Annotated in this window: 21 protein-coding genes; 12 read left to right on the top strand and 9 right to left on the bottom strand. The window is 49.2% G+C overall.

All coding sequences use genetic code 11. The annotated features are described in order from the left end of the window. Nucleotides 1–108: 108 nt before the first annotated feature. The 7 genes from C1A02_RS12050 to C1A02_RS12020 form a co-directional block, all read right to left on the bottom strand. Nucleotides 109–870 carry a GNAT family N-acetyltransferase gene (locus C1A02_RS12050; RefSeq protein WP_101698482.1) on the bottom strand — a complete coding sequence of 254 codons (762 nt, stop codon included), beginning with the start codon at nucleotides 868–870 and terminating at the stop codon, nucleotides 109–111. Then, nucleotides 867–1,901 (bottom strand): M42 family metallopeptidase, encoded by a 1,035-nt coding sequence (locus C1A02_RS12045; protein WP_101698481.1) that lies wholly within the window; start codon nucleotides 1,899–1,901, stop codon nucleotides 867–869. Before C1A02_RS12045 ends, C1A02_RS12050 begins: the two co-directional genes overlap by 4 nt. Further along, nucleotides 1,889–2,917, bottom strand: a complete 1,029-nt coding sequence (locus C1A02_RS12040) for a M42 family metallopeptidase (protein ID WP_101698480.1) — start codon at nucleotides 2,915–2,917, stop codon at nucleotides 1,889–1,891. The genes C1A02_RS12045 and C1A02_RS12040 overlap by 13 nt, the downstream gene beginning before the upstream one ends. A gap of 4 nt (nucleotides 2,918–2,921) precedes the next feature. Beyond that, complete coding sequence (gene murD / locus C1A02_RS12035; protein ID WP_101698479.1) at nucleotides 2,922–4,328, bottom strand: UDP-N-acetylmuramoyl-L-alanine--D-glutamate ligase; 1,407 nt, start codon at nucleotides 4,326–4,328, stop codon at nucleotides 2,922–2,924. A gap of 62 nt (nucleotides 4,329–4,390) precedes the next feature. Further along, nucleotides 4,391–5,455, bottom strand: a complete 1,065-nt coding sequence (mutY, locus tag C1A02_RS12030; RefSeq protein WP_101698478.1) for an A/G-specific adenine glycosylase — start codon at nucleotides 5,453–5,455, stop codon at nucleotides 4,391–4,393. A 404-nt stretch (nucleotides 5,456–5,859) separates the two neighbouring features. Then, nucleotides 5,860–7,425 (bottom strand): DEAD/DEAH box helicase, encoded by a 1,566-nt coding sequence (locus tag C1A02_RS12025; RefSeq protein ID WP_101698477.1) that lies wholly within the window; start codon nucleotides 7,423–7,425, stop codon nucleotides 5,860–5,862. 418 nt (nucleotides 7,426–7,843) lie between these two features. Then, nucleotides 7,844–8,608: an N-acetylmuramoyl-L-alanine amidase family protein gene (locus tag C1A02_RS12020; RefSeq protein ID WP_164997204.1), complete on the bottom strand. Its 765-nt coding sequence runs from the start codon at nucleotides 8,606–8,608 to the stop codon at nucleotides 7,844–7,846. Nucleotides 8,609–8,868: 260 nt separating this feature from the next. Between C1A02_RS12020 and C1A02_RS12015 the strand changes: the two genes are divergently transcribed. From C1A02_RS12015 to C1A02_RS12000, 4 genes are all read left to right on the top strand, one after another. Beyond that, nucleotides 8,869–9,561, top strand: a complete 693-nt coding sequence (locus C1A02_RS12015) for a 5'-methylthioadenosine/adenosylhomocysteine nucleosidase (protein WP_101698476.1) — start codon at nucleotides 8,869–8,871, stop codon at nucleotides 9,559–9,561. Nucleotides 9,562–9,606: 45 nt separating this feature from the next. After that, on the top strand, nucleotides 9,607–10,218 hold the full coding sequence (locus C1A02_RS12010) for a cyclase family protein (protein WP_101698475.1): 612 nt from the start codon (nucleotides 9,607–9,609) through the stop codon (nucleotides 10,216–10,218). 371 nt (nucleotides 10,219–10,589) lie between these two features. Beyond that, entirely contained in the window at nucleotides 10,590–12,122 is a 1,533-nt protein-coding gene (locus C1A02_RS12005) for an ATP-binding protein (RefSeq protein ID WP_101698474.1), read from the top strand. Next, a complete protein-coding gene (locus tag C1A02_RS12000; RefSeq protein WP_101698473.1) occupies nucleotides 12,115–12,813 on the top strand; it encodes a response regulator in 699 nt (232 codons plus the stop codon). The genes C1A02_RS12005 and C1A02_RS12000 overlap by 8 nt, the downstream gene beginning before the upstream one ends. A gap of 76 nt (nucleotides 12,814–12,889) precedes the next feature. Here C1A02_RS12000 and C1A02_RS11995 read toward each other — a convergent pair whose 3' ends face one another. Next, nucleotides 12,890–13,129: a helix-turn-helix transcriptional regulator gene (locus tag C1A02_RS11995; protein WP_101698472.1), complete on the bottom strand. Its 240-nt coding sequence runs from the start codon at nucleotides 13,127–13,129 to the stop codon at nucleotides 12,890–12,892. A 365-nt stretch (nucleotides 13,130–13,494) separates the two neighbouring features. Here C1A02_RS11995 and C1A02_RS11990 point away from each other — a divergent pair, with 365 nt between their 5' ends. From C1A02_RS11990 to C1A02_RS11975, 4 genes are read left to right on the top strand one after another with little or no spacing between them, the layout of a single operon-like run. After that, entirely contained in the window at nucleotides 13,495–13,887 is a 393-nt protein-coding gene (locus tag C1A02_RS11990) for a hypothetical protein (RefSeq protein WP_101698471.1), read from the top strand. A gap of 2 nt (nucleotides 13,888–13,889) precedes the next feature. After that, complete coding sequence (locus C1A02_RS11985; RefSeq protein WP_101698470.1) at nucleotides 13,890–16,781, top strand: cation-translocating P-type ATPase; 2,892 nt, start codon at nucleotides 13,890–13,892, stop codon at nucleotides 16,779–16,781. Next, nucleotides 16,778–17,449 (top strand): potassium channel family protein, encoded by a 672-nt coding sequence (locus C1A02_RS11980; RefSeq protein ID WP_101698469.1) that lies wholly within the window; start codon nucleotides 16,778–16,780, stop codon nucleotides 17,447–17,449. The genes C1A02_RS11985 and C1A02_RS11980 overlap by 4 nt, the downstream gene beginning before the upstream one ends. After that, a complete protein-coding gene (locus C1A02_RS11975) occupies nucleotides 17,446–18,114 on the top strand; it encodes a potassium channel family protein (protein ID WP_101698468.1) in 669 nt (222 codons plus the stop codon). Before C1A02_RS11980 ends, C1A02_RS11975 begins: the two co-directional genes overlap by 4 nt. 57 nt (nucleotides 18,115–18,171) lie before the next feature. Here the strand turns inward: C1A02_RS11975 and C1A02_RS11970 are convergent, their stop codons facing one another. Beyond that, complete coding sequence (locus tag C1A02_RS11970; protein ID WP_101698467.1) at nucleotides 18,172–19,326, bottom strand: MGDG synthase family glycosyltransferase; 1,155 nt, start codon at nucleotides 19,324–19,326, stop codon at nucleotides 18,172–18,174. A gap of 358 nt (nucleotides 19,327–19,684) precedes the next feature. Here C1A02_RS11970 and C1A02_RS11965 point away from each other — a divergent pair, with 358 nt between their 5' ends. The 4 genes from C1A02_RS11965 (at nucleotide 19,685) to C1A02_RS11950 (ending at nucleotide 26,006) form a co-directional block, all read left to right on the top strand. Then, nucleotides 19,685–21,328: a VanW family protein gene (locus tag C1A02_RS11965; protein WP_101698466.1), complete on the top strand. Its 1,644-nt coding sequence runs from the start codon at nucleotides 19,685–19,687 to the stop codon at nucleotides 21,326–21,328. A gap of 96 nt (nucleotides 21,329–21,424) precedes the next feature. Beyond that, nucleotides 21,425–22,417, top strand: coding sequence for a glycosyltransferase (locus tag C1A02_RS11960; protein ID WP_101698465.1), 993 nt, complete (start codon nucleotides 21,425–21,427; stop codon nucleotides 22,415–22,417). A 157-nt stretch (nucleotides 22,418–22,574) separates the two neighbouring features. Beyond that, entirely contained in the window at nucleotides 22,575–24,473 is a 1,899-nt protein-coding gene (locus C1A02_RS11955; protein WP_101698464.1) for an NAD(+) synthase, read from the top strand. 111 nt (nucleotides 24,474–24,584) lie between these two features. Continuing rightward, nucleotides 24,585–26,006 (top strand): alanine/glycine:cation symporter family protein, encoded by a 1,422-nt coding sequence (locus tag C1A02_RS11950; RefSeq protein ID WP_243578008.1) that lies wholly within the window; start codon nucleotides 24,585–24,587, stop codon nucleotides 26,004–26,006. Nucleotides 26,007–26,086 lie beyond the last annotated feature (80 nt).

The raw sequence follows: 26,086 nt of genomic DNA, 5'->3' as shown, positions 1-26,086 counted from the left end.
TTCTGCACCGCCATTTGCTTCCTGCAAATAATGGATGCCGGTGTAAGTATTCTAGAATTGTGCGAAAAACATCAATATTTCCTTAAAAACAGATCACTTGCATCTGTTTCAAAAATCCAGCTCGCTCCATGTTCCACTGGGCACAAAGGACAAAGATGCATAAAACCGCTCTGCCTCTTTTGTTTCACAGAACACAGACACCTTTCTGGGCGCAAGGCGTTTTAGCAGCTGAATCACCGCTGTGCTTCCCGCCCCTTCCCGGCGAAACTGCGGATGAACTGCTACCGCAGAAAGAACAGCCGCATGATCTGTAATGCTAGAAGCCATAGCACAGGCAATCAATCGGCCATCTATTTCCAATCCCTGAATCAAAGCCGCATGGTGACGCACCCGATGAGAAACATCCAGATAAAAGGCTTCAAACTGCTCCTGCTTTAATTCTCCGCATTCACAAAGCAGAGAAAACAGATTTCGAACCGGAACCTCTGAACGCAGTTGGCCGGAATAAGAGTTCGGTTCCTCTTTCCTGTCCTTACACAAAGTCAGAATCCTGCCCTGACGATCTGCCTTTCCATACAGAAGTGTTGCGGCGGCTTCTTCACAAAGAAGTGTCCGGCATCCGGCAGCAGACAGGAATTCTGTCAACTCTTCCCCGTCCGCCTGATTTCGCCAATCCAGCACCATGATTCCGTCCAGGCTAGAAACAGCGGCTGTAATCTCCCCTTGTTCCGCTTCCTGCATCCAAAACCGGGCAAAGGGCAGCGCAAGGCCATAAGCCCGGCGCAGCCCCTCTATCTTACATCCAAACGGAGTGGTTTCACAAAACGATTGCAGCCGAGGCACCTCCTCCGGCTTAATTAGACGAATCACCGGGCGCCTTCTCCTGCCGCAATGCGGCAGGCCAGCTCAAACACCAGCCGCTGGGTGTCGTGAAAATCCTGCTCAGCAATCAGCCCGGCCGGAGCATGCAAATACCGGCATGCAATAGAAATCGCCATGGTGCGCACACCGCCCCGAGAGGTATGAATGGCTCCCGCGTCGTTGCCACCGGCTACCGCTTGCTTTATCTGGCAGGGAATCTGCTTTTCTTCGGCAGCCTTGAGTGCCAAATCAAAATAGGCTTTGTCATAAATGGTGTGATGATCCATAAAGGAAAGCACCGGCCCTTTTCCTACCCGGCTGACCTGTTTTTCTTCCTCTACATCGGCAATATCCGCCGCGGTGGTGGCTTCTACCACCAGTGCCGCCTGAGGCGCCACCGAATACGCTGCCGTTCTGGAGCCGCGAAGCCCCACTTCTTCCTGAACACAAAACACAAAAGTCATGTCATAGGGAAGATCTTGCTTCAAAATATCAATCAAAATGGCACATCCGGCCCGATCATCCAGCGCACGGGAAGTAATCACGCCCCGTTCCTCGTGGAAATCGGTATCAAACGTGACAGGAGCACCGGGAGAAACGACTTTTTGTGCTTCTTCCCGATCAGAAGCGCCAATATCGATGTACATGTCATTAATGGGTACCGATTTCCCCCGTTCTTCTCCCTCCAGCAAATGAATGGGCTTTGCGCCGATCACTCCGGAAAGGCTTCCATTCACCAAAACCTGTTTCCCACACAGAACACGGCGATCCAGTCCGCCGACTCCCGTGAATTTCAGCAGGCCGCTTTCGGTAATGTGGGTGACTATCATCCCCACTTCGTCCATATGAGCGCTGAGCATCAGCGAAACGGCAGGTTCTTGTGCTCCCTTTTTAAATGCAATGACATTGCCAAGGGCATCCGTGTCCACTTTCGTGGCATAAGGGGAAATTTCTTCGATGACTGCTTCAGCCACCTGCTGTTCCCAGCCTGAAATTCCATTGAGTCGGCACAGCCGCCGCAAAAGCGCTACATCTGCCATGTTTTCCCCTCCTTAATATAGGCCGCAATCAGCTTGGCCGTATTTTCAATATCCACCGCATCAATCACTTCTACCGGCGTGTGCATATAACGAAGCGGAACCGAAGCAAGGCCGCAACGAACCCCGGCACGGGCTGTGCCGATAGAATCTGCATTGGTTCCGGTTTTACCGCCCATGACTTCATACTGGAAGGGAATCTGTTTTTCCCTTGCCAAACGAATCAGCTCGTCGGTGATATTCCGGTCAAGGGTGGGCGCAATTCCGATCATCGGCCCGGCAGCAAGCTTGCCGCTTTTTTGTTCCGATACACCCGGCTGGCTGGCAAAACTGACATCCACAATAATCGCTTCTTCGGGGTTATGGGCAAAAGCGCCGGTCTGCGCACCTTGTCCGCCCACTTCTTCCCGACTGCTGAGCAAAATAGTCAAAGAGCAGTCCAGCGATTCTTTTTCTAAAAGCTGGGCGCACCGAATCAACGTGCAAACACCCGCCCGGTTATCCAGTCCGCTGGCGGTAAAACGCTCGCCCAGCAAAGGCCGGGGCTGTGCTTCCCACAAAATCCGGTCGCCAAGAGCCACCAGCTTTTCCGCTTCTTCCTTGCTCAAGCCGATATCCACTGCCATCTGATTTACAGGAAGAACCTTATCCTCGCCGCCTTCCACCAAATGGGGCGGCAGGCAGCACACCACACCGCGCAGCTGTTCTTTTCCATACACCGTTACCGGCGTTCCCGGCAAAGCCCGGCGATCCACACCGCCACAGGGGGCAATCCGTAAAAAACCTTTTTCGTCAATGCTGGTGACAATCATGCCAATCTGATCAATGTGAGCATCCAGCAAAATGCGCCGCTGTGCTTCCGGATTCCCCATATGGCACACCAAATTGCCCAAGGGATCGTAAGAAATTGTTCCGTATTGTTTCAGCTCCTGCTCTGCCGCCTTAACTGCCGCCTGCTCCGCGCCGGATACACCGGGCGCGGAGCAAAGGCGGTGCAGAAGCTCCTGCAGCTGTTCCATAATTTTATTCCTCTTTCTTTTTTGTCCCGGGAAGCGCGTTCACCAACTGTTTAAAGTGATATCCGCGAACCTCAAAACTGGTATATTGATCAAAGCTGGCACAAGCCGGCGACAAAGAAACAATATCCCCGCTTTTCGCCGCCTGATAAGCGCACTGCACCGCTTCTTCCATTCCGCCAACCCGTTTGATTTCCGGGCAGCCGGGCCGGTAGCCGGGTGCCGCTGTGACGCTTTCTTCAATTTTATCCGCCGTCTGGCCCATCAAAATCAAAAGCTTTACCTTATCCACAATGGCAACACCCAATTCCGCAAAGGGCAGATGCTTGTCATAGCCGCCAGCCAGCAAAATAATTTTTTCTGGATACACCGATAAAGTACCAGAAATGGTACGGGTAGGACTGGTGCCAATGGAGTCGTTGTAATATTTGACGCCGTCAACCTCTCTAACCAATTCCATGCGGTGCTGTACGCCGGAAAATTCCGCCGCCACACAGCGAATCACTTCTGCGTCCACTTCTCCCCAAACAGCAGAGATAGCCGCCAGATAATTTTCCACATTGTGCATCCCGGGCAGCCGAATGGTAGAAGCCGGCATAATTTCGGTATCCTTGCCCACCACTATCATGCCATCTTCCCGCAGCCACGCACCATAAGCGCTGGGGCGGCGGCGACTGAACAGGCACACCTGCCCCCTGGCATATTCAGCAAAACCGGATGCCACGGAGTTATCGCCGTTTATCACGGTGCGGCTGAAAGCAGTTTGGTGCAGCACAATGTTTTTCTTTGCCTCTACATACTCTGTCATATCCTTGTGAATATCCAGATGATTCGGCGAAACATTGGTGACGATGGCCACATCGGGGCCTTTTCGCATCGAAATAAGCTGAAAGCTGGAAAGTTCCACCACAGCCACGTCATCGGGCCGGATAGACGCAATCTCAGGCAAAAGAGGTTTGCCGATATTGCCGCCCAAATGTACGGTTTTTCCGGATGCTTCCAGCAACTTTGAAATGATAGTGGTAGTGGTGGTTTTGCCGTCGCTGCCGGTCACTCCATAAATTTTGCAGGGACAAAGATCGAAAAACACTTCCATTTCGGAAGTGACCGCCCGCCCTTCTTTCCTTGCTTTTTCCAGTTCCGGGGTAAAAAAGCGCATACCCGGTGTGCGAAAAATCATATCTGCATCCAGATTTTGCAGATAGCTTTCTCCCAACCGAAGCTCAACCCCCAATTGTTCCAACTGCTGTGCCGTTTCACCCAGCTGTTCCCGCTGGCGGCGGTCGCAGGCCTGCACCAGTGCCCCATGTTCAGAAAACATCTGAATCAACGGCAAATTGCTGGCACCGATTCCGCAAAAAGCGACTTTTTTTCCACTGAGTCCCTGAAAAAAGGTTTGTACCCCGCTATCCATTCCTCCGCACCCCCATTGTCTCACTCTGTTTTTGCTTCTATCCTATTATACTTACCAGATTTTTAAATATCAACCGAAATCCAATCTTTCAGAAATTCTGCGTAACTTTTAAATGCAGAGGGCAGTGTAACATCCCGCAAAAGCTCTTCGTCCGTCACCCAAATAAAGTCCCCAAAGGGCTCTTTCTCTTTTGCGGCAAAGCCTGCCATATGCCATTCCCGGTGGGAAAAGATATGTTTGGCCGGGGCCAGCGAGCAGATATTCACATCGGTTGCTCCCCAGTCTTTCAGCTGCTTTTCTGCCTGTTCCGCAGTCAATTTTCCCGAAACAGACGGCAGTTCCCAAAGCCCTGCCAAAAGCCCCCGATTGGGGCGGCGGCGCAAGGCAACCTGCCCCCCGCTGCAAAGGACAAACACCGTTCGTTCCTCAATGACGCGGGGCTTTTTTGACACCTTGACCGGAAGACTTGCCATAAGTCCTTTTTTCTTTGCCAAACACAGCCCGGCCAAAGGACACTTGTCACACAAAGGTGCCCCATTGGGAAGGCACACCGTAGCGCCCAATTCCATTAGCGATTGGTTAAAATCTCCCGTTCGTTCGGGCAGGATTTGGCGAATGACTTCTGTTACCTGCTTTTTCACTTTGGCATCCAGCATGTTTCGGTTATCGGCCGTCAGCCGGGACACAACCCGAAGCACGTTCCCATCTACACAGGGAACCCGCAGACCAAAAGCGATAGACGCCACCGCCCCTGCCGTGTATTCTCCAAATCCGGGCAAAGAAAGCAGCGATTCAAAGGAAGCGGGAATGACTCCGTCATATTGCTCCATAATCAAAACCGCTGCTTTTTGCAGGTTGCGAACCCGGTTATAATATCCCAACCCTTCCCAAAGCTTTAAAAGGGTTTCTTCCGGCGCCTGAGCCAACGCATCCACAGTAGGCAAAGCCGACAGGAAGCGTTCATAATACGGTTTTACCGCCTCCACCCGGGTTTGCTGAAGCATGATCTCTGAAACCCAAACCCGGTAAGGCTCGGGGTTTTCGCGCCAAGGCAACACGCGCGCCGATTGATCGTACCAGCAAAGCAAAGGGGATACAATCCGCTGTAAATCCAACTGTTCTTCCATACACTTTCTCCTCTCCGGGGCGATGAAACCGATTGAAACCTTCCGTCTATTTAAACTACAAAAAGCAATCTTTTTAAGACCTATGATTTCTGCAAGACCTTTTGGCAGCGAAAAAAAACAAAGATTTTCTATTTTTTTAAATGCTCGAATTACAAACAGCCGGCAGAAGCATTGTTCCGCCGGCTGAAACTAAGGGCTATCTGAACGCTTTAAGCCATCCGCCTGTGCCTACTGTAAAAGACAATCTTCGTAATATTCTTTCGTTTTGCCTGACATCCATTCTTCCACAGCGAAAAGTTCGTTATTTTACGCTTTCAAAACCATCCCAAACGGTTCTCTTTTATTTTCATCCACTCGTTTGGGATTAACACCGTTGGTGCCTGCTTCATTTCATCAAAGAAGAATTATCCCTTGCGGAAAAACGGCTTGTTGCTAAGGAATTGATCTGCAGGTTTTTTCCCGGTTTGCGCACTTTGCAGCAAAGGCCGTGGCGGTTCACTCTTTTTACGGGCTGCCAAAGTCGAAACATACTCCTCTTTTCTGGGAGCAGCCGGCGCTTTTCGGCCTTCCTTTTCCGGTTTTTTTTCTGTCCGTTCCGGTTGACGCTGCTTTGGCTTGGATTGTCTGGGTTTTTCCTGCATCATCGGCTCTGCCTTTTTCTCTTTCGGCTTTGCTTCTGATTTTGGAACCGACTTTTTCACATCTTTTTTCGGCGCCGTCTGTTTGGACTGAATCGCGTCCTTCTTGGGGGCATTCGCTTTCGGCCGCCGTTCCGACTGCTGTTTCGGCATACGTCCCATATGCTGTTTCGGCGGTGTCAGTGTAAAAACCTGCATGGGGTAAGGATGATCTTCCACTACCGGGACCTCTTTGCCGATCAGCTTTTCGATATCCTTCAAATTCGATTTTTCATCAATATTGCAGAAAGAAATCGCCATTCCGTCCAATCCGGCCCGCCCGGTACGCCCGATCCGATGAACGTAGGTTTCCGGTACATCAGGCAAGTCATAGTTAATCACATGGGACAATTCGTCAATATCAATTCCGCGGGCAGCAATGTCCGTTGCCACCAGCACGCGGATATTATGCGCTTTAAAGCTATTCAGTGCAAACTGGCGCGCTGTTTGGGATTTGTTGCCGTGAATGGCCTGAGCTTTAATTTTTACACGGGCCAATTCCCGCACCACACGATCCGCTCCATGTTTGGTGCGGGTAAAAACCAAAGCAGACTCAATTTCGGAATTTTTCAGCAAATCGATTAGCAGCTTCGGCTTGTTGCTCTTGTCCACAAAATAGACAGACTGCTGAATCGCTTCTACGGTAGAAGAAACCGGAGTTACCGCCACCTTAATCGGATCTACCAGCAAAGAATCTACCAGCTTTGTAATTTCCGCAGGCATAGTGGCGGAAAAGAACAAAGTCTGTTTTTTCTCGGGCAAACGGGCAATGATTCGCTTCACATCATGGATAAAGCCCATATCCAGCATTCGATCCGCTTCATCCAGAACAAAGGTCTCTATCTTCCCCAAATCAACAAAACCTTGCTGAATCAGGTCATTCAAGCGCCCGGGGGTGGCCACCAGAACATCGATTCCGTTCTTTAGGTTCTTCACCTGAGACACCTGAGACACTCCGCCAAAAATCACTTCGCTGCGCAGCCCCAGATACCGGCCATAAGCATGCAGGCTATCCCCTATTTGAATAGCCAATTCCCGAGTGGGGGTTAAAATCAGCGACCGAATCTCCCTGCGCTGCCCTTTGGGAACAGGCGGCTGCATATTCAGCCTTTGCAAAATCGGCACTGCAAAAGCCGCTGTTTTTCCCGTTCCCGTCTGTGCACACCCCAGAACGTCCCGACCTTGCAAAGCGGGAGGAATCGCCTTTTCCTGAATGGGAGAGGGCTTCTCATACTGTTCTTCCCCCAAAGCCTTTAAAATAGGCGGAATGATATTAAGTTCTTCAAAATTCATGTAAAAATCCTTCCTAATAAAAGCCTGCTCCCCAAATCATACCAATCCACGGGCAAGCCCTTTGCTAAACAAAATAAAACAGAGAAAGCGGCCGCCACCCAATGGTAGCCCGCCGCCTGAAAACGGCAGCCGCAATTTAACCGGACACCGTTTAACCGCATAATGTTTTATTATAACTTTCTTTGCGGCGGAAAGCAAGCCAAAACAACACCAGATTTACACCGGTTTTCCTCTATGGCAATCCGGTTTTTGAAAAGACTTTGCTCAGTCTCTGGTATACCGCGCTTTTCTTTCTCATACGGTTTTGTTCCTTATTTTTTCCTATTGTACTACAGAATATTTTTAAAATACTCCTGACGAAGCAATAAATTGTCCTTTGCGCAAAAAAAGCTTGCCGTCGGCAAGCTTTTTCTTTTTATCATCTGACCGGAAACGGAACCATTAAATCCGGATCCGTAATTTCCCGAATCGGAACACCATAATACTGTTTTCGATACTCGGCAATGGAATAGGACAAATTGGCGGCAATCCGCTTTTTGTTATTCACCAGCCAATCCGCATCATTGGCATTGTCATGAAAAGCAGTCTGCACCAGCAAAGCGGGCATATCCGGTGTATTCATTTCAGTAAAGCTTTGATTATTGGCCAATTTAATCCGATCCGAGTCGGGATAAATATAATTTTTTTGAACAATCTGCGCCCAATACCGGCTCATGGGCATATGGGTCTGGTAATAGATATAAGCGCCTTGATTCTGGCCGGCCGGCTGCTCGCGCGAAGCATTGGAATGCAGAGAAAGATATAAATCGCAATCCGCCGAAGATGCCTCTTTCGCTCGCTGCTGAAGAATCGTTCCCCACTCTTTTTGCGGGACATCCTTGCTGGCAGGTGCCACAACAGAATCGATGCCATACTCTTCTAAGTACAGAACCATTTGCTCTGCTATCTGGCGCATATAATCCTCTTCGGTCCGGCCGTCAGGATATTTATTATAATATTGAGGTGACGGGCTGATATAAACACGGAAGGGCGGAGCCTGAGCCAAAAAACCGTTTTCCGCCAAGGATTGGGACTGAACCACAGTTCCACCGGCTGTTTGAAAGGCATAAGCCTGCATACCCGCGCCAACAGAAAGCAACCATCCCACCAAAATCCAAAGGCTCAGGATGCGCTTTTTGATCATTTCTGCTTCCCCCTGTAATAAATGCATTTTATTATTAATATTATAAAGTATTTTTCAGAACATTTAATTCTTAAAAAGAATAATGTCAACGTTTCCTTTGTTTCTTTTTCCAGTACCCAATAATTCTATTTTTCCTTCATTTTCGCTGTTTCATCCCGACTTTGTAAATTTTCGATTTCGGAAACGAACATTGCTTTTCCGGCACAAATCTTTTATAATCGAAACAAATAACGGAATTGACTGGTGGAGGAGAACAACTTATGATCGGAATTATCGGCGCAATGCCAATTGAGGTAGAAGGACTAAAAGCGAAGATGCAAAATCCGTCGGTACAAAAATTTGCGGGACTGGAATTCTGCCAGGGGCTGCTGTCTGGTGTGGAATGCGTCGTTGCTCATTGCAACCCGGGGAAAGTGAATGCGGCACTTTGCACACAGCTGATGATAAACCATTATCAGCCCCGCCTTATCATTAACAGCGGAATTGCCGGCGGAATCGGAAAAGACATCCATATCGGCGATTTGGTAATTTCCAGCGCCGTAGTTCAGCACGATATGGACACTTCGCCCCTTGGTGACCGAAAAGGCTATTTATCCGGCATTGGGCTGATAGAGATTCCGGCTGCAGAACACCTTGTTACTTTACTGAGCCGCACCGCACCCGAAGTTTACAAAGGGTCTGTGCATGTGGGAATCATTGCCACCGGCGATCAATTCATCTGCAACGGAGAAAAGCTTCAGGAATTGCACCGGAATTTCGGTGCGCTGGCCTGTGAAATGGAAGGCGCCGCCATCGGGCATGTCTGCCATGTAAATGGTTTGGATTTCGTCGTACTGCGAACCATTTCTGACAATGCAGATGACGATGCAAAAATGGATTACGCCACCTTTGCTCCCATTGCCGCCCAACGGGGCATTGAACTTTTGTGCCGCGTGCTTCCTAAACTGAATTAAACTCTGACACGAACGGTTCCTGACAAACAGAAACGGAGGGTGCGTATGACCATTTATGACATCTCCCGCGAATTGTTTTCCGCTGATGTGTACCCCGGCGATCCCATCCCTTATTCCGAACGGGTCCGCCGGATAGACACGGGCGACGAGCACAATCTTTCTGCTTTTTTCACCGGATCCCACAGCGGGACCCATCTGGATGCTCCCCGCCATTTCATAGAGGATGGTGACACCATTGACCGCATGTCTTTAGAGCCTTTCATCGGCCCATGCACAGTGGTAACAGTCGATGGACTGATTACGGGCGCTCAAGTGGAAGAACTGCTGCAAAAAAGTCAAAAACGGATTTTATTCCGGGGGGACAGCCAAGCCTTTTTAGATCGCAGCGCTGCCTTTGTTCTGGCTGACAGCGGCGCCACGCTGGTGGGAACCGACGCCATTTCCATCGCCAGTGAACTGGATGAACGCGCGGTTCATTTGGAACTTTTGGGCGCAGGAATCCCTGTTTTGGAAGGGCTTTTTCTGGATGACGTCCCGGACGGGAACTATCTTTTGATTGCACTTCCTTTAAAGCTGCGCGGACTGGAGGCATCCCCTTGCCGTGCGGTTCTATTAAAAGACGTATCCTTAGTAAATTCCCCCTCTTTTTGGGAGTAAAACCATCTAAAACCACAAGAGCAACAGCTTTTTTAAATTACGGCAGCAAAAACCCCCGCCGGATTTCACAAAAAGCCGCTGCTCTTTCTCTTTGGGGAAGTGTGTGAATTTTTTTCTGACTTGTCTTCCCCCACGGTTTACTGGGTTTTCTTATTTCTGTCTCTTCCTCAAAGCATGAAATCTCTTGTATTTTCTCAAAAACCCAAAGAATATTTTCTCTCACCCCCTTGCAATCCGCATCAGTTAGAAATACACTAGAAGCATTCAAAAGAAACCAAGCAAAAAATACAGGCTATGGCCTGAAAAACACAGGAGGAGAGTTTTCCCTGTCGGATAAAAGAAATCCCGGGCGGGAAAGCTGTTTCGGTACAATGAAAAGCATGTTCCAAAGGTTTTCTATCAAAACGATTCTGCTCCATTTCAGCATTATGAGCGCCCTTTTAGTTGCGGCGTCCGGAATCGGATTTCTGTTTCGCAACTGGGGTTTGCCCGAAGCCAACATTGTCATCGTATTCTTTTTGGCGGTGCTGCTCACCACTTTGCTGGTTTCCAGCTACGGAATCGGAATTTTGGCTTCCGTTTTGGCGGCCTTTGTGTTTAACTTTCTATTTACAGAACCATATTTCAGCTTTGCGGTGCATGCTCACAATTACATCATTACTTTGGTGATTATGATGACGGCCGCTCTTTTAACCAGCATGCTGACATACCACGCAAAGAAAAATGAGCGTCACGCAAAAGAACGAGAATCCGAATCCCGTGCGCTGTATGCGCTGACCAATCTTCTTTCCGACGCAAAAAGTCCCCATGAAATTGCGGGGCTGGCTGCGGAATCCATCAGCTATGCGGTGTGTCCGGGTGCTGCCTGCCTTTGTTTTGATGAAAACGGATTCCCCGAAACGTTTTATATTCAGCAGGTCACGCCGGAACGACAGGTACAGCAAAAAACCAAGGATCCGGAAACCCTTCTGCACAGCCTTCAGGAACTGGACGGCGGATATTCTGTCGGAGCCGAATTTTATGACTGGCCCATCTATGGCCGGGATGCCATTTTAGGAATCATCCGTCTTCCTGCAGAACAGGCCAAGGTTCTTCCGGTGGCTCAGGTTCAGATTTTGCGATCTATGATCGAAAGCACTGCGATGGCTATGGATCGATTCCGCTCGGTACAGCAGAAAATCCGTCTGCATGAGCAAACCGTGCAGGAGCGGTACCGCATTAACCTTCTGCGAGCCATTTCTCACGATCTTCGAACCCCTTTGGCCGGAATGATGGGCACGTCTGAAATGCTTCTTGGCATGACTGAACCGGAAGATCCCCGGCGCTCTTTGATGGACAGCATCTATAAAGATGCCGGCTGGCTTCATTCTTTGGTAGAGAATATTTTAAGCCTGACCCGCTTGCAGGACGGAAAACTCACCATTCACAAACAGATGGAAGCTGCCGAAGAAATATTGGGAGGAAGCGCCCGGCATGTACTTCGGCATTATCCTCAATATGACATAGAAGTTCATGCCCCAAAAGAACTGTTTCTGGTTCCCATGGATGCAAAACTAATCAGTCAGGCACTGATTAATCTTTTAGAGAACGCCATAAAACACACAGAACCACCGGGAGAAATCTGCATTTTTGTTGAGGAAGATACTGAAAATCATCAAGCTGTATTTTCGGTGTGTGATCGGGGCAGCGGAATAAAAAGCGAGGATCTTCCCCGCATTTTTGAAACCTTTTATACCTCTCACGCAAAGGAATCCGATTCCCGCCAGGGTGTGGGCCTTGGCCTTTCCATCTGCGAAACCATAGTCAAAGCACACGGCGGATCCATACAGGCTAAAAACCGTTCGGACGGTCCCGGAGCGGAATTTGTGTTTACATTGCCGCTGGAGGAGAATAACGATGAATGATTCTCATGAAATAATTCTGGTAGTGGAAGACGACCGGCAAATCCAAAACTTTATCGGATTTGCATTAAAGCAAGCCGGCTTCCCCTATTTAACTGCCGGCACGGGGCAAAATGCATTGAGCATTTTGGTGTCGGAGCCGGTTTCTGTGCTTCTTTTGGATTTGGGACTGCCGGACTGTGACGGAATGGAGATTCTGCAAAAGGTGCGCCAGTGGTCAGAAATGCCTATTATCGTTGTGTCTGCTCGGGATCAAGACAAAGAAAAGGCGGCGGCGCTGGATGCCGGTGCAGACGATTACCTGACCAAGCCTTTCTCCGCCACCGAGCTGCTGGCCCGCATTCGCGTGGCCATTCGGCATTTGCAGCGGCAAGGTGCAAACAAAACGCAAGCGGTGTATCAGGTTGGTGATCTCAAAATTGATATGGAAAAACATCTGACGTATCTTCGCGGCGAAGAACTGCACCTAACCCCCATGGAATATGGCCTTTTGTCCTTGCTTTTTAAAAACTGCGGCAAAGTGCTGACTACCCAATTCATCCTCAAAGAAATCTGGGGAATCGGCTACGGAAGCGACACTCAGGCTTTGCGCGCGCTGATGGCCAGCCTTCGCCGAAAGATTGAAGAAAACCCGGCAAAGCCCCGGTATATCGTGACGGAAATCGGCGTGGGCTACCGCATGGTGGATGAATAAGACTATCGAAGCAGTATTCGTAAGGCTCTGGAAGATAACAATTTATACTCTAACAAAAGAGGACTTGCCCTATCAGTCAGGGTAAGTCCTCGAAAAAATCCGCATATTCGGCTTTGAATATTTGCTTTAAAGCGATTAAGACGCTAAGACGAATTCCATAGGTACCGGTTTCCATTTGAGCATACATTGCTCTGGAAACATTACAGCCCATCACCTGCAATTGAGATGCAACCTGCTCTTGCGACAGCCCGGCACGGTGACGCAATCTTTTTAAGGCACTGCCGATCGTGACATCCTGATAAAACCATTGTGACATCCCCTGCCCTCCTCAACTTGCTATTGAAACGTCTTATTATTAGCTCGATCTTAGCAAAAAAATAAGATACAATTGTAATCGTAGAATTACAACAGGAAAAAGCAGGCTTTGCGGAACCGAGAGATATGTCAGCCTGCCAAATTCATTAATACCTACAGGATGAATTTGCCCAAAAGATTTTAAAATAAATTGATTTTTAATAAAAAACTGTTTCGGATTTTTCCGGAACAGTTTTTTGTTTTTCGCATTCTCACAGCATTCTCACAGCATTGACTCTCTTTTCACACCCATCTCACAGACAGTTCGCTACAATAAGGAATGCAAATACACCATGCAATTGATGTTGGCAGACAGGGGCGATAACAATGAAATCTACAGTACTTCAAAACATCAAAAATCTGACAGAACTGTGCACATCCGCAAAGCTTTTGATTGCGGAAAAACAGTACCAGCAGTGCAAGCAGATCATTGCAGAAGCAATGAAGGAATATCCCCATGACCCCCAGCCGCACAATCTGATGGGCATTTTGCTGGAGCAGGAAAACAACCACATGGGGGCAATGCGGCACTTTCGCTCTGCGTGGGCTTTAGACCCTGCTTATCTGCCTGCCAGACACAACCTGAATTACTTCGGCAGTCTTTCCCGTACCGGCACATGCGCGTATGAAGAAACAGACTGCCTTCCCGAACCGGGGAACTCCTTTTTCATCCGGCGGGATCAAAACGGAATTTTACATGTGACAGAACGGAGAGTATGAACATGAAAGAATTGAGAATGCAGGAGTTACAGGAAAACCCGGCCGCACCGCCGGAAAACAACCCCCAAGGGCAGATACAAAGTCTGCCGGTGGACGGCGTGTTCCAGACATTGGGTACAAATCCGCAAGGAATTACTGCGGAAGAAGCAGCGCGCCGTTTGAAACAATACGGAAAAAATGTACTGGAAGAAAAGAAAGGGCAGCCGCTGATTTTAAAATTTTTATTGAATTTTACTCATCTGATGGCAATTCTTTTGTGGGCAGCAGGCCTGATTGCTTTGCTGGCAGATATTCCAGAACTGGCCATTGCCATTTGGATGGTCAATATCATTAACGGCTCTTTCAGCTTCTGGCAGGAATTCCGAGCCGGAAAGGCAACCGATGCGCTGAAAAAAATGCTTCCGGACTATGTTCGGGTTTTGCGGGGCGCAGAGGAACTGCGGCTGCTGGCCGAAGAACTGGTTCCCGGCGACATTATGCTTTTGTCTGAGGGCGACCGAATTTCGGCCGACGCCCGGCTGGTGGAAGACAATGATCTTCGCGTGAACCAGTCCACCTTAACCGGGGAATCCAACCCGGTTCACAAAGCCAGTGATCCGGTGCTGCGCACTGACCTGTCAAAAGCCGAAATGCCCAACATGATATTTGCAGGAACCACCGTTTCTTCCGGAACAGGAAGAGCTGTGGTCTGCTGTACCGGCATGGAAACTCAATTCGGAAAAATTGCCGGTCTGACCCAAAATCTGAAAGAAGAACCCAGCCCTTTGCAAAAAGAAATGGGGAACGTGACAAAAAAGGTTTCGGCCATTGCGGTTTCCATTGGTATTGCATTTTTCTTTCTGGCTATTTTTCTGGCCAAAACAGATCCCGTAGCTGCCTTTATTTTCGCCTTGGGAATGATGGTTGCCTTTATTCCGGAGGGGCTGTTGCCCACCGTTACCCTTTCCCTTGCTATGGGTGTACAGCGCATGGCCAAACGCAATGCCCTAATGAAACGACTGTCTGCAGTGGAAACTCTGGGCTGCACCACGGTAATCTGCACCGACAAAACCGGCACACTAACCCAAAATGAAATGACCGTCAGCAATGTTTGGCTGGGGGGACAGCATCTGGAAGTCACCGGCGTGGGATATGACGCCAAAGACGGGCAGATTTTGGGGCAAAACGGAGCTTCTGTTTCCGGGGATGACAACGATCTGTTTCAGCTTTTATCTGCGGCCGGACTGTGCTGCAATGCCCGGCTCCTTCCGCCAAACGGCGAAAGTTCCCGCTTTACTGTGCTGGGAGATCCCACCGAAGCCGCACTGTTGGTTTTGGCACAAAAATACGGCATAAATCTGGAAGAACTTGGCACCTCTCTCCCCCGCTTGCGGGAGCTGCCCTTCGATTCGGGGCGCAAACGCATGAGCACCATCCACCAGCCCTCCATGGGGAATCGCCTGGCCTATGTAAAAGGTGCACCCAAAGAGGTTCTGGATCTTTGCACCAGTCAGCGCCGGGGCGGGGCCGTTCTTTCCATCAGCGAAGAAGACCGCCGCCAAATTATGGCGGTGAACGATGAATACGCCAGAAAAGGATTGCGTGTTCTGGCTGTGGCAGTCCGTGAATTGACGGGGGATACAGCGCTTCCCGTCAGCCTGAGCGAATATACTCCTGAGCTGATTGAGCAAAACCTTACCTTCCTTGGCCTAATCGCCATGGTAGACCCGCCCCGTCCCGAAGTGGCTGAAGCGGTAAAAAAATGCCACAAAGCCGGTATCCGTATCATTATGATCACAGGTGATTACGGCCTGACCGCTGAGAGCATCGCCCGCCGAATCGGCATTGTGACCAGCGCTCATCCCCGGGTGATCACCGGCGTAGAGCTGGAAAAGATGAGCAAACAGGAATTGGAAAAAGCACTCACGGGAGAAGTACTCTTTGCCCGTGTGGCGCCGGAGCAAAAACTTCAGGTGGTCAGCGCTTTGCAGGATATGAAGCAAATTGTGGCTGTAACCGGCGACGGAGTGAACGATTCCCCTGCCCTGAAAAAAGCCGATATTGGCGTGGCTATGGGAATTTCGGGAACCGATGTGGCAAAAGAAGCCGCCGATATGATTTTGACCGACGATAACTTTGCCTCCATTGTCAACGCCATTGAAGAAGGACGCGCCGTTTACAGCAACATCCGCAAATTTGTTCTTTATATCTTTACCAGCAATATGTCCTGTGCCATTCCCATGGTTTTGTACCTGTTCTCCGGCGGAGCCATTCCGCTGCCCCTGACTGTCATGCAGGTACTTGCCATTGACCTTGGCACCGACATGGTCCCCGCCATGGGATTGGGCGCCGAGCCCCCGGAAGAAGGAATTATGGAAGTTCCCCCTCGCTCACAAAACGACACTTTGCTGAGCCGCCCTTTGATTCTGCGTGCCTTTGCCTGGTATGGCCTGCTGGAAGCCGGATTCGGAATTGCGGCTTACTTCTTGCTGAATCTGATGATGGGTTGGCCTGCTGTTCCGCTGGCATCTTCCGGTGTGGATTACCGGATGGCCACCTCTATGACCTTTGCGGCCATTGTTCTTTCTCAGGTGGGTGCGGTGTTTGCCTGCCGGACAGAACGCACTTCGGCCTTTCAAGTCAGTCTGGTACGCAACCGCCTGATTTTAATCGGCATTGCCGTAGAGTTTATTCTGTTAGCTCTTTTGGTTTATCTGCCGCTCCCATTTCTGCACGACTTGTTCCACACAGCGCCTTTGGGCTGGAATCAACTGGCTTCTCTGCTGGTAATCCCGCCGGCGATGCTTCTTTTGGATGAACTGCGCAAATGGTATCTGAGGCGTTCGGATGCAAGAAAAAAAACAAAAACACAACACACAACACAGCACAAGACAAAAAAGGAGGCTGTACGATGAAAGTAATTATTGTGGGATGCGGCCGCAACGGTTCCGGCCTGGCACAGGCCATGAGCAAAAACGGACATTCTGTTACCGTGATTGACTCCGATGCCGCCGCCTTTGCCGGCCTTGGAAAGAACTTTCAAGGAAAAACGGTGGAAGGCATCGGGTTTGACCGGGATATTTTGCAGCAGGCGGAAATTGAGCGCACCGACGCTTTGGCCGCTTTTACTTCCAGCGATGAATCCAATGCGGTGATTGCCCGAATCGCCCGGGAAATCTATCATGTTCCCAAAGTAGTCGCCCGGCTGTATGACCGGGAAAAAGCCGAAATCTATAGGCGTCTTGGCGTACAGACCCTTTCTTCCACCACCTGGGGCATTCAGCGGGCTTCCGATCTGCTCTCTTACTCCACACTGAATCAGATCTACAGCTTCGGCAGCGGAGACGTGGAACTGGTGCGGGTGGAACTGCCTTCCCTGATGGCCGGGTATAAGGTGCATGACTTGACTGTTCTGGGCGATATTCATGTAACCGCCATTGAACGGGGCAACAAAACTATGCTGCCCACCTCCGGAACGGTTTTTCAGCGCGGTGATATCTTATATATTGCTGTGACAGCGGCATCGAGAAATCAGCTGAGAAAACTGCTGGGCATCAATGACATAAGGGGGATGCAGTTATGAAAGTACTGATTGTTGGCGGCGGCCAAGTGGGTTCTTATCTGGCTTCACTTTTAAGGGAACGGGGCCACCAGATTACCATTATAGAAGCAAAAGACGCCAGAATCGAGGTTTTGAACAGAAGCCTGCCGGGGGAGGTCATTATGCATGGCAACGGAGCCGAACCCGCTGTTTTAGAAGCGGCCGGTGTTCGGCAGGCCGACGTGGTGGCCGCAGTCACCGGCTCGGATGAAAACAATCTGGTGATCGGCACGCTGGCACGGCTGGAATACGGCGTACACCGGGTTGTCGCCCGTGTGAACAACCCGAAAAACGCATGGCTGTTCACACCGGTAATGGGAATCGACGCCGCACTGAATCAGGCAGATCTGATGGCGCGGCTGGTGGCAGAAGAAATGTCCATGGGCGATATGATGACCCTGTTAAAGCTGCACGGCGGAAAATATTCGCTGGTAGAGCGAATGGTAGAGCCCAACTCTCCCATTCAGGGCAAGCTGCTCAAAGAGGTTAAGCTTCCCACCGAGTGCGTGCTGGTTGCTGTCATCCGCAATTCTGATCTGCTGATTCCCCGCGGGGAAACCCAGCTGATGGCCAACGACAAAGTGGTGGCTGTGGTTCATGTGGATCAGCTTCCTAATATGGAACACATTTTGAGCTCTGGCAATTAAAAAACAAAAAAAGAGAGGGACTGAATTCAATCAGTCCCTCTTGTTTTTTTATGGGATTCATTCTTTCATTTCCTGTTGGTTTTGCAGCAATTCGTTAATCAATGTAAAAATATTTTTGCTGGATTGGGATTTATCAAAACTTTGGCAGGATTGCTTCATTCGCTCCAGCTTTTCCCGATTGCGAAGCAGCTCTGAAATGGTCGCTGCACAGTCATCGCCCTTCTTGATACGAACCGCCATATCGTGGGTCATCAGAAAATTAGCATTGTCCTCTTCTTGCCCGGGTATGGCATCAAACACCGCAAGGGGAACATTACAGGCCAGCGCCTCTGACACGGTCAAGCCGCCTGGTTTTGTAATAATCAAGTCTGAAGCGTGCATATATTTATCCACTTCATTTGTGAAATACACCAAACGGGTATGCTTGTACCCATCCCAAGGATTTTTTCGGCTTTCTTCTATCGCATCTTCAAACGCCTGAAATAACTTTTCATTGCGGCCGGTAATCACAATGATTTGAAACGGCAGATTCAGCCGAATGATATCCTGATAAATCTGCATGATATTCGTTACGCCAAAGCTGCCTGCCATAATCAAAATAGTCAGAAGGTCGGGCTTCATCCCCAACTCTTCCAAAAGATCGGCTTTGTCCGTTTTATTAAAGAAAACATTGTGAACCGGTATGCCAAAGGGATGTACAATTTCTCTGCGAACTCCCATCTCCTGCATTTCCGGCACCATATCTTCGCTGGATACGACATAAGCATCCACATTTTCCGATATCCAGGCCTTGTGCGGGCCATAGTCCGTCATAATGCAGATAAGCGGTGCTGTCACATGGTTTTTTTCTTTTAAGTGCGACACCATTTCTGTGACAAAAGGATGGGTTGCAATAATAACATCCGGCTGATACTCCTCAAACAAAGGCAAAAGCCTTTGGCTAAACAAGCTGTTAAACTTTGGCACCATCTGTGCCAAAGGAGTTTCCTCATTGGATTTTTGGTATAAAATTCCAAACATTTTTGGGGTTTTCGTTGCCAGAAAATGATATCCGTCGCAAATCGTCTTGTCTAATATAGGGTGTATGGTTTTAAGCGCATCAACCACCTTTACCTCGACATCTGTGGTGTTTTCCAAAAGGTATGACTCAATCGCATGAGATGCCCGTAAATGGCCCCCTCCGGTCGCCGCAGATAAAATGATGATTTTCACCTGATGGTTCCTCCTGTCAGAATAACAAATTCCGATTCATACTGCGTATTTTTATATTTTTGGGTAATTTACACGGCAATAAGGCATACAAAATTCGCATTTTTGCCCTACTTTGTGCGTATCTATACAATATAGCATAATCATCAAAGTTTCAAGCCTCCATTTGTAAAAAATTTCTGATGGAACCCAGAAGTCCGAAAAACTTATGTAAAAGATGTAACTTTACTTTTCAGCAAAAAGGCGATAAAATAGTACACACTGAAAGTACCATTTTTCGCGCTAAAAACCGCACTTCTGGCGTATGTTGCGGGATGCAGCCAAATTAAGACTGTACTGTCCCAGAAACGGAGAATCCAACATGAACCAAACAATGCAATCCGTGTCAGAGGAAATCAAAACGGATGTATACTCTTCCTCGCCAAAACATGGCAAGAATCACACCGGGCGCTGGAAAAAAATCGGCGCCGCCGCGGTCGGCGTGCTGGTCATCGGCGCCGCAATTTTTGCAGGCGTTACTTATTTTCAAAAACAGCAGCAAGAAAAACGCGAGGCCGAACTTCTTCAGGCCAATACTTATTACGCGGGTATCGTGGTAGAAGGCATCGATTTGGGAGGAAAAACTCAGGAAGAGGCACAAAAGGCTCTTGCAGCGGCAGAAACAAAGCTTTTGCCAAAATACGATATTCGGTTAACCTATGAAGACGATGATGAAACCAAAGACTGGAACATCACCGAGCAGGACATGGGCTTTGGGTTTAACACCGAACAAGTTCTGAAAGAAGCTTATGACTACGCCCGTTCCGGCAGCGATGAGGAGCGTCTTCTTTTAATTGAAAAACTAAAAACAGAGCCCAAGGAATACAAACTGGAAATGACTCAGGATGATTCCATTTTAAAACAAAAACTGGCTGACATTGCCGGAACGATCAATACTGCTCCCATTGATGCAACGGTGGCATCTTTTGATGCGAGTACCGCTACTTTTCAATACAAAGACGGCAAGAATGGAATCGCCGTCGATGAAGCAGCGCTTTTGAAGCAGATCAAATCTTTAACGGAGAAAGGCGGGGTGGGTGCTGTTTCCATTCCGGTAAAATCCGTTCCCTTTGATGTCACTCAGGCACATCTAAAAAGTCGTATGCAGAAATTAGCCAGCTTCACCACAACCTCTACCAACTCAGCCGACGGTAACCATAATATGAAACTTTCGGCAGAGGCTATTAATGGGAGCGTTGTGCAGCCCGGCGCAGTATTTTCTTTTAATCAGGCCACGGGCGACACCAACCTGCCCCAAAATGGCTACCGCAAAGCGGTGGCGATTTCCGGCGGCAAAAAGGTAATGGAATACGGCGGCGGAGTCTGTCAGGTCTCTTCTACCCTTTATGGTGCGGTGATTCGCGCTAATTTAGAGATTACTTCTCGTGCCAACCATATGTGGCAGTCTTCTTATGTGCCGGTTGGTTTAGATGCAACCGTAAGTTATCCTGGTTTGGATTTTAAATTCAAAAACTCTTCCGATTATCCCATTTACATTCTGGCGGGAATGTACGGCTCTAAGGTAACGGTTACCATTTACGGTTATCAGTCCCCGGATTATGATAAAATAGAGATTACCTCGAAACAGACTGGTACAGTTCCCCAGCCGGAAGATCAGTTTGTGGTGGATACTTCCCTGAAAAAAGGGGAAAAGATATTAGACCGGAAGGGCAATGCCGGAATTCGCGCCTCTGCACAAAGAACCTTTTATTTAAACGGCCAAGTGGTAAAAACAGAAGCACTTCCCAACAGCTATTACCGCGCGATTGCTACTATTTATAAAGTGGGGCCGGACACCACTACGTCATCCTCGCCCGCTTCTTCTAAGCCTGCTTCTTCCGCTCCATCCAGCTCTAAGCCGGCATCTTCGGCCCCTGCATCCTCGGCTCCTGCTTCCTCATTGCCAGCGGAGTCTGTCCCTTCTTCCTCTAAAACAGAGTCACAAGATCAAACTCAAACACCCTAGGTTTTGAGAAGTTTTAGAAGAATATCAACCTTGCCCGCCGGTTTCGGAACCGAACCGGCGGGCAGCGCGAGTATATCGTGAAAGGAGAAATAAGCTTTGCCGGATCAAATTGTTACCAAAGACCCTAAAATCAGTATTATCATTCCGGTCTACAATGTAGAGCCTTTTGTCGGCAAGTGTCTTTCTACTCTGGTTCATCAAACATTTCAGGATTTTGAAATTATTGCGGTCAACGATGGATCGAAAGATGGCTCTCTTGAAATTCTTCGCTATTTTGAGAGGAAATATTCCCACATTACTGTAATCGACCAGCCAAATGCTGGTATGTCGATGGCACGCAACCGTGGAATGGAACAAGCCCGCGGGGAATATTTGTGTTTTGTAGACAGCGATGATTATGTATCCCCCTATTTTCTGGAAGAATTGTACCGGGCTGTCACCACTTACCAAGCGGATATTGCCTGTTGCTATTATTATTATCATTTCGTTCGCTCCGACGTGCTGTACAAGTATCCTTTTCGATGTCACGGGGTGTTCGACCGAGATACCGCGATGAACAAGCTGTTGCATGATACACAGATTCAAAGCCTGGTATGGAACAAGATCTATAAAAGAAGTTTGTTCACCGAACATGGAATCACCTTCCCCACCATGGCTTTTGAAGATTTGGCCACCGCCAACCGTCTGTTTTCTCATGCGAATAAAGTCGTGGTAATTGATAAAGCCCTATACTATTACAGCCAGCAAAGCACCAGCACATTGGCAACCATAAATGCGGACAAAATCAACGATTTTATTTATGCAACTGCCATGGTTCGTTCCACTTTAGAACATTCCGGGGTTTACCGGGATTACGAAAAAGCCTATCGTGCGCTGTGCCGCAAAACCTGTATGTGCTGTGTTTATTATGTTTTAAAAATGCACCTGCGCGAGAAAAAAGGTGCCAATTGCCTTAGTAATCTGAAACGGGTTCACCGGGGCATCCGCTATTGCAGCAGCAAACCATTCACCCTGGAAAACCTGCGCCGCCATATGCCAGACGTTGCCGTATGTCCACCGGCTTTGAAAAAAAATTATTCTACCCGGTAATACTAAGGGCGCGATGATTCCGCGCCCTTTTTCTCATTCCAAAAGGCGTGCAAAAAATTAATAAGGAAAATACAGGATGCCGTGTCCTTTTGGGCTGCACAGCTAAAAAAGCAGCCCGGAACCGCAGCCCTGTTTTCCATATGGAGGAACAATTGTTATGAAGGACGGATTTTTTAGAATTGCCGCCGCTACCCCTGTCATCCGGGTGGCGGACTGTGAACACAACGGAGCCGCCATTTTGGGCCTGATGGAACAAGCGGCTCAACAGCAGGTTGGCGCCGTGGTGTTCCCTGAGCTGTGTGTCACCGGATATACCTGTGGTGACCTGTTCCGCGACAGCACCTTGATTCAGGGTGCCGAGGCCACACTGGCCAATCTTTTGGACAAGACGAAAGAAATGGATTTAATCGCCGTTATCGGTATTCCTGTGGCAGTCAATGCAGAACTGTACAACACTGCTGCGGTGATTTACAAAGGCAAAATTCTGGGACTGTCTGCTAAACGCAGCATCCCGAATTATTCCGAATTTTATGAGGCACGACACTTTTCTTCCGCCCCGGCCACCCGTGAAATTTCATTTTGCGGACAAACTGTCCCCTTGGGCGGAAATCTGATTTTCCGCTGCTCTTCCATTCCCGAACTGGCGCTTGGTGTGGAAATTTGTGAGGATTTATGGATGCCCGAGCCGCCTTCTGCCAATTTGGCTTCCTGCGGTGCCACGGTAATTTTAAATCCTTCGGCCAGTGACGAAGTCATCGGCAAAGCAGCCTATCGGCGCGCACTGGTAACCGGGCAGTCCGGCCGGCTAATTTGTGCCTATGCCTATGCAGATGCAGGCGAAGGGGAATCCTCGACCGATTTGGTTTTTTCGGGGCATAACTTAATTGCAGAAAACGGAACTCTTCTGGCAGAAGCTCCATTATTCAGCACGGGGCTTGTCTGTGCGGATGTGGATTTACAGCGGCTCATTCAGGAGCGCCGTCGTATGACCACCTGGCAAAGCAGCTGCTGCAGCCATGAAATTGCCTTTGATTTTACTGCCAAGCCGCTTGAAGTCCGCAGGAACTTCCCCTGCCTTCCCTTTGTTCCGTCCGATTCTTCTGATCTGAATGAACGCTGTGAGCTGATTTTATCTATGCAGGCAGAAGGACTGAAAACCCGCCTTCGCCACACCGGCGGAAAAAATGTGGTTCTGGGCCTTTCCGGCGGACTGGATTCCACCTTGGCCCTGCTGGTGGTAGTCCGTGCTTTTGATTCCCTGAATCTGGACCGCAAAGGGATTACCGCAGTTTCCATGCCCGGTTTCGGAACCACCAGCCGCACCAAAAGCAACGCCAATGGGTTGGCGGAACAGCTGGGTGTCACGTTCCGCGAAATATCAATCGGCGATGCAGTATTGCAGCATTTTAAAGACATTGGGCACGATCCCCAGGTGCATGACGTAACGTATGAAAACTCTCAGGCACGGGAGCGCACCCAGGTGCTGATGGATATTGCCAATCAGACCGGCGGGCTGGTCATTGGAACCGGCGATTTGTCAGAGCTGGCTTTGGGCTGGGCCACTTATAACGGCGATCACATGTCTATGTACGGAGTGAACGCTTCCATTCCCAAAACATTAGTGCGTCATCTGGTGCGCCATGCTGCCGAACACAGCGAACCTCAGGTAAAAAAGCTCTTGCTGGATGTGCTGGACACCCCTGTGAGCCCAGAGCTTCTTCCCCCCGTTAACGGAGAGATCTCTCAAAAAACGGAGGATCTGGTGGGGCCCTATGAGCTGCACGACTTCTTCCTGTTCTATATGCTTCGTTTCGGCTTCCGGCCGTCTAAAATCTACCGGATGGCTCGCTTGGCTTTTGCCGGAGTCTATGAGGAAGAAATCATCAAAAAATGGCTTCTGACTTTTTACCGCCGCTTTTTCTCCCAGCAGTTTAAGCGCTCCTGCCTCCCTGATGGCCCCAAGGTTGGCAGCGTAACCCTTTCACCCCGAGGCGATTTCCGTATGCCTAGCGACGCCAGTGCGCAGCTTTGGCTCAAAGAAATCGAATCTTTATAATCGAATTGTTTTGCTTTTGGGACTTGTAACAGCTTTCGCCCAGAAAAGGGCATGAAAAAAAGCGCCCTCCCATACACTTGATATGACAGGTGTATGGGAGGCGTTTTTGGTTTGGGAATTTATGATACCATAAAAAGTGTAAATGATTTTCTGCATCCATTAATCTGGGGCTGGCCGGTTTTGGCCGCCATTTTGTTAGCCGGAGCCAATTTTAGCTTTCGCTCCGGCTTTTTTCAGTTTACTCATTGTAGATTATGGATGCATATTACTTTTGGTAATTTATTTAAGAACAAAAAACAAAATGACGATGGTATTTCCCCCTTTCAAGCAGTAACCACAGCACTGGCGGGTTCCATCGGCACCGGAAATATTGTGGGAGTTGCCACCGCTCTGACTTTGGGCGGGCCCGGAGCTATTTTCTGGATGTGGGTTTCTTCCCTTTTGGGAATGATGACGATTTTTTCAGAGAACGTTTTGGGCATGAAATACCGCCGAAAGAACATGGATGGCACTTGGCAGGGCGGCGCCATGTATTATCTGGAACGGGGAGTCAAAAGCAAACCATTGGCCGTGGTTTTTTCCATAGGGTGTGTTCTGGCTTCCTTTGGAATGGGAAACATGGCTCAGTCCAATTCCATTGCCGGCGCCATGCAAGAAACCTTTGGCACCAGTCTGCCGCTCACCGGTCTTGTGTTGGCAGTACTTTTGATCATCATGACCTTTGGGGGAATCCGCAGAATCGCAAAGGTAACCGAAAAACTGGTTCCCTTTATGGCGATCAGCTATCTTATCGCTGCGGGAATCGTCCTCTTCTTTCACCGCCACATGCTGATCGATGTGCTGGCTCAAATTGTTCAGGAAGCCTTCGGCATGCGCCAGGCTGCCGGAGGAATCGGCGGCGCTGTGATGATGAATGCCATGAAAACCGGGGTTTCCCGCGGAATCTTCACAAACGAAGCCGGGCTGGGCAGCTCGGTTATGGCACATTCCGGCAGCACCCTGAAAGAACCGGTGGAACAAGGCATGTGGGGCATCTTTCAGGTATTTTTAGATACGATTATTATGTGCACCATCACCGCTCTGGTTATTCTTTGCAGCGGGGCTCTTTCCACCGGAAAAGACGGGGCCGCTTTGTCCGCCGCCGCTTTTTCCACCGTATTTGGGGAGTTTGGCGGCATTCTGATAGCGATTTCCATTGCGCTGTTTGCTTTTGCCACATTGCTGGGCTGGTCTTATTATGGGGAATGTGGCGTCCGTTACCTAATCGGCAACCGGGCTGTCCCCTTATTCCGGATTCTGTTTGCGCTGTCAGCCATTGCAGGCTGTGTTCTGGATCTGCATCTGGTATGGGAAATCTGCGATATTTTCAACGGCTTTATGGCCTTCCCCAACCTGATTGCCTTGTTTTTGCTGGGGGGTGAAGTGCTGGACGAAGTCGATCGTTACCTGGCCAAACGAAAACATGCCAAAAAAAGAAGCCGGCAAAAAACAATTCCTCCGGTCAAAAGACCTTTGGAAAACAACTTTTATTAAGAGCTATTTTGATTTTCACAGCCAGACACCACAAATTAATTGTGATGTCTGGCTTTTTGCAATCGCCCAAAATCCCATCA

Source organism: Clostridium minihomine, assembly GCF_900240385.1.
GTDB classification, from domain to species: Bacteria; Bacillota; Clostridia; order Oscillospirales; family Acutalibacteraceae; genus Faecalispora; species Faecalispora minihomine.
Note: the sequence above shows the minus strand (reverse complement) of the source record. Positions and strands in the feature narration are given on the sequence as shown.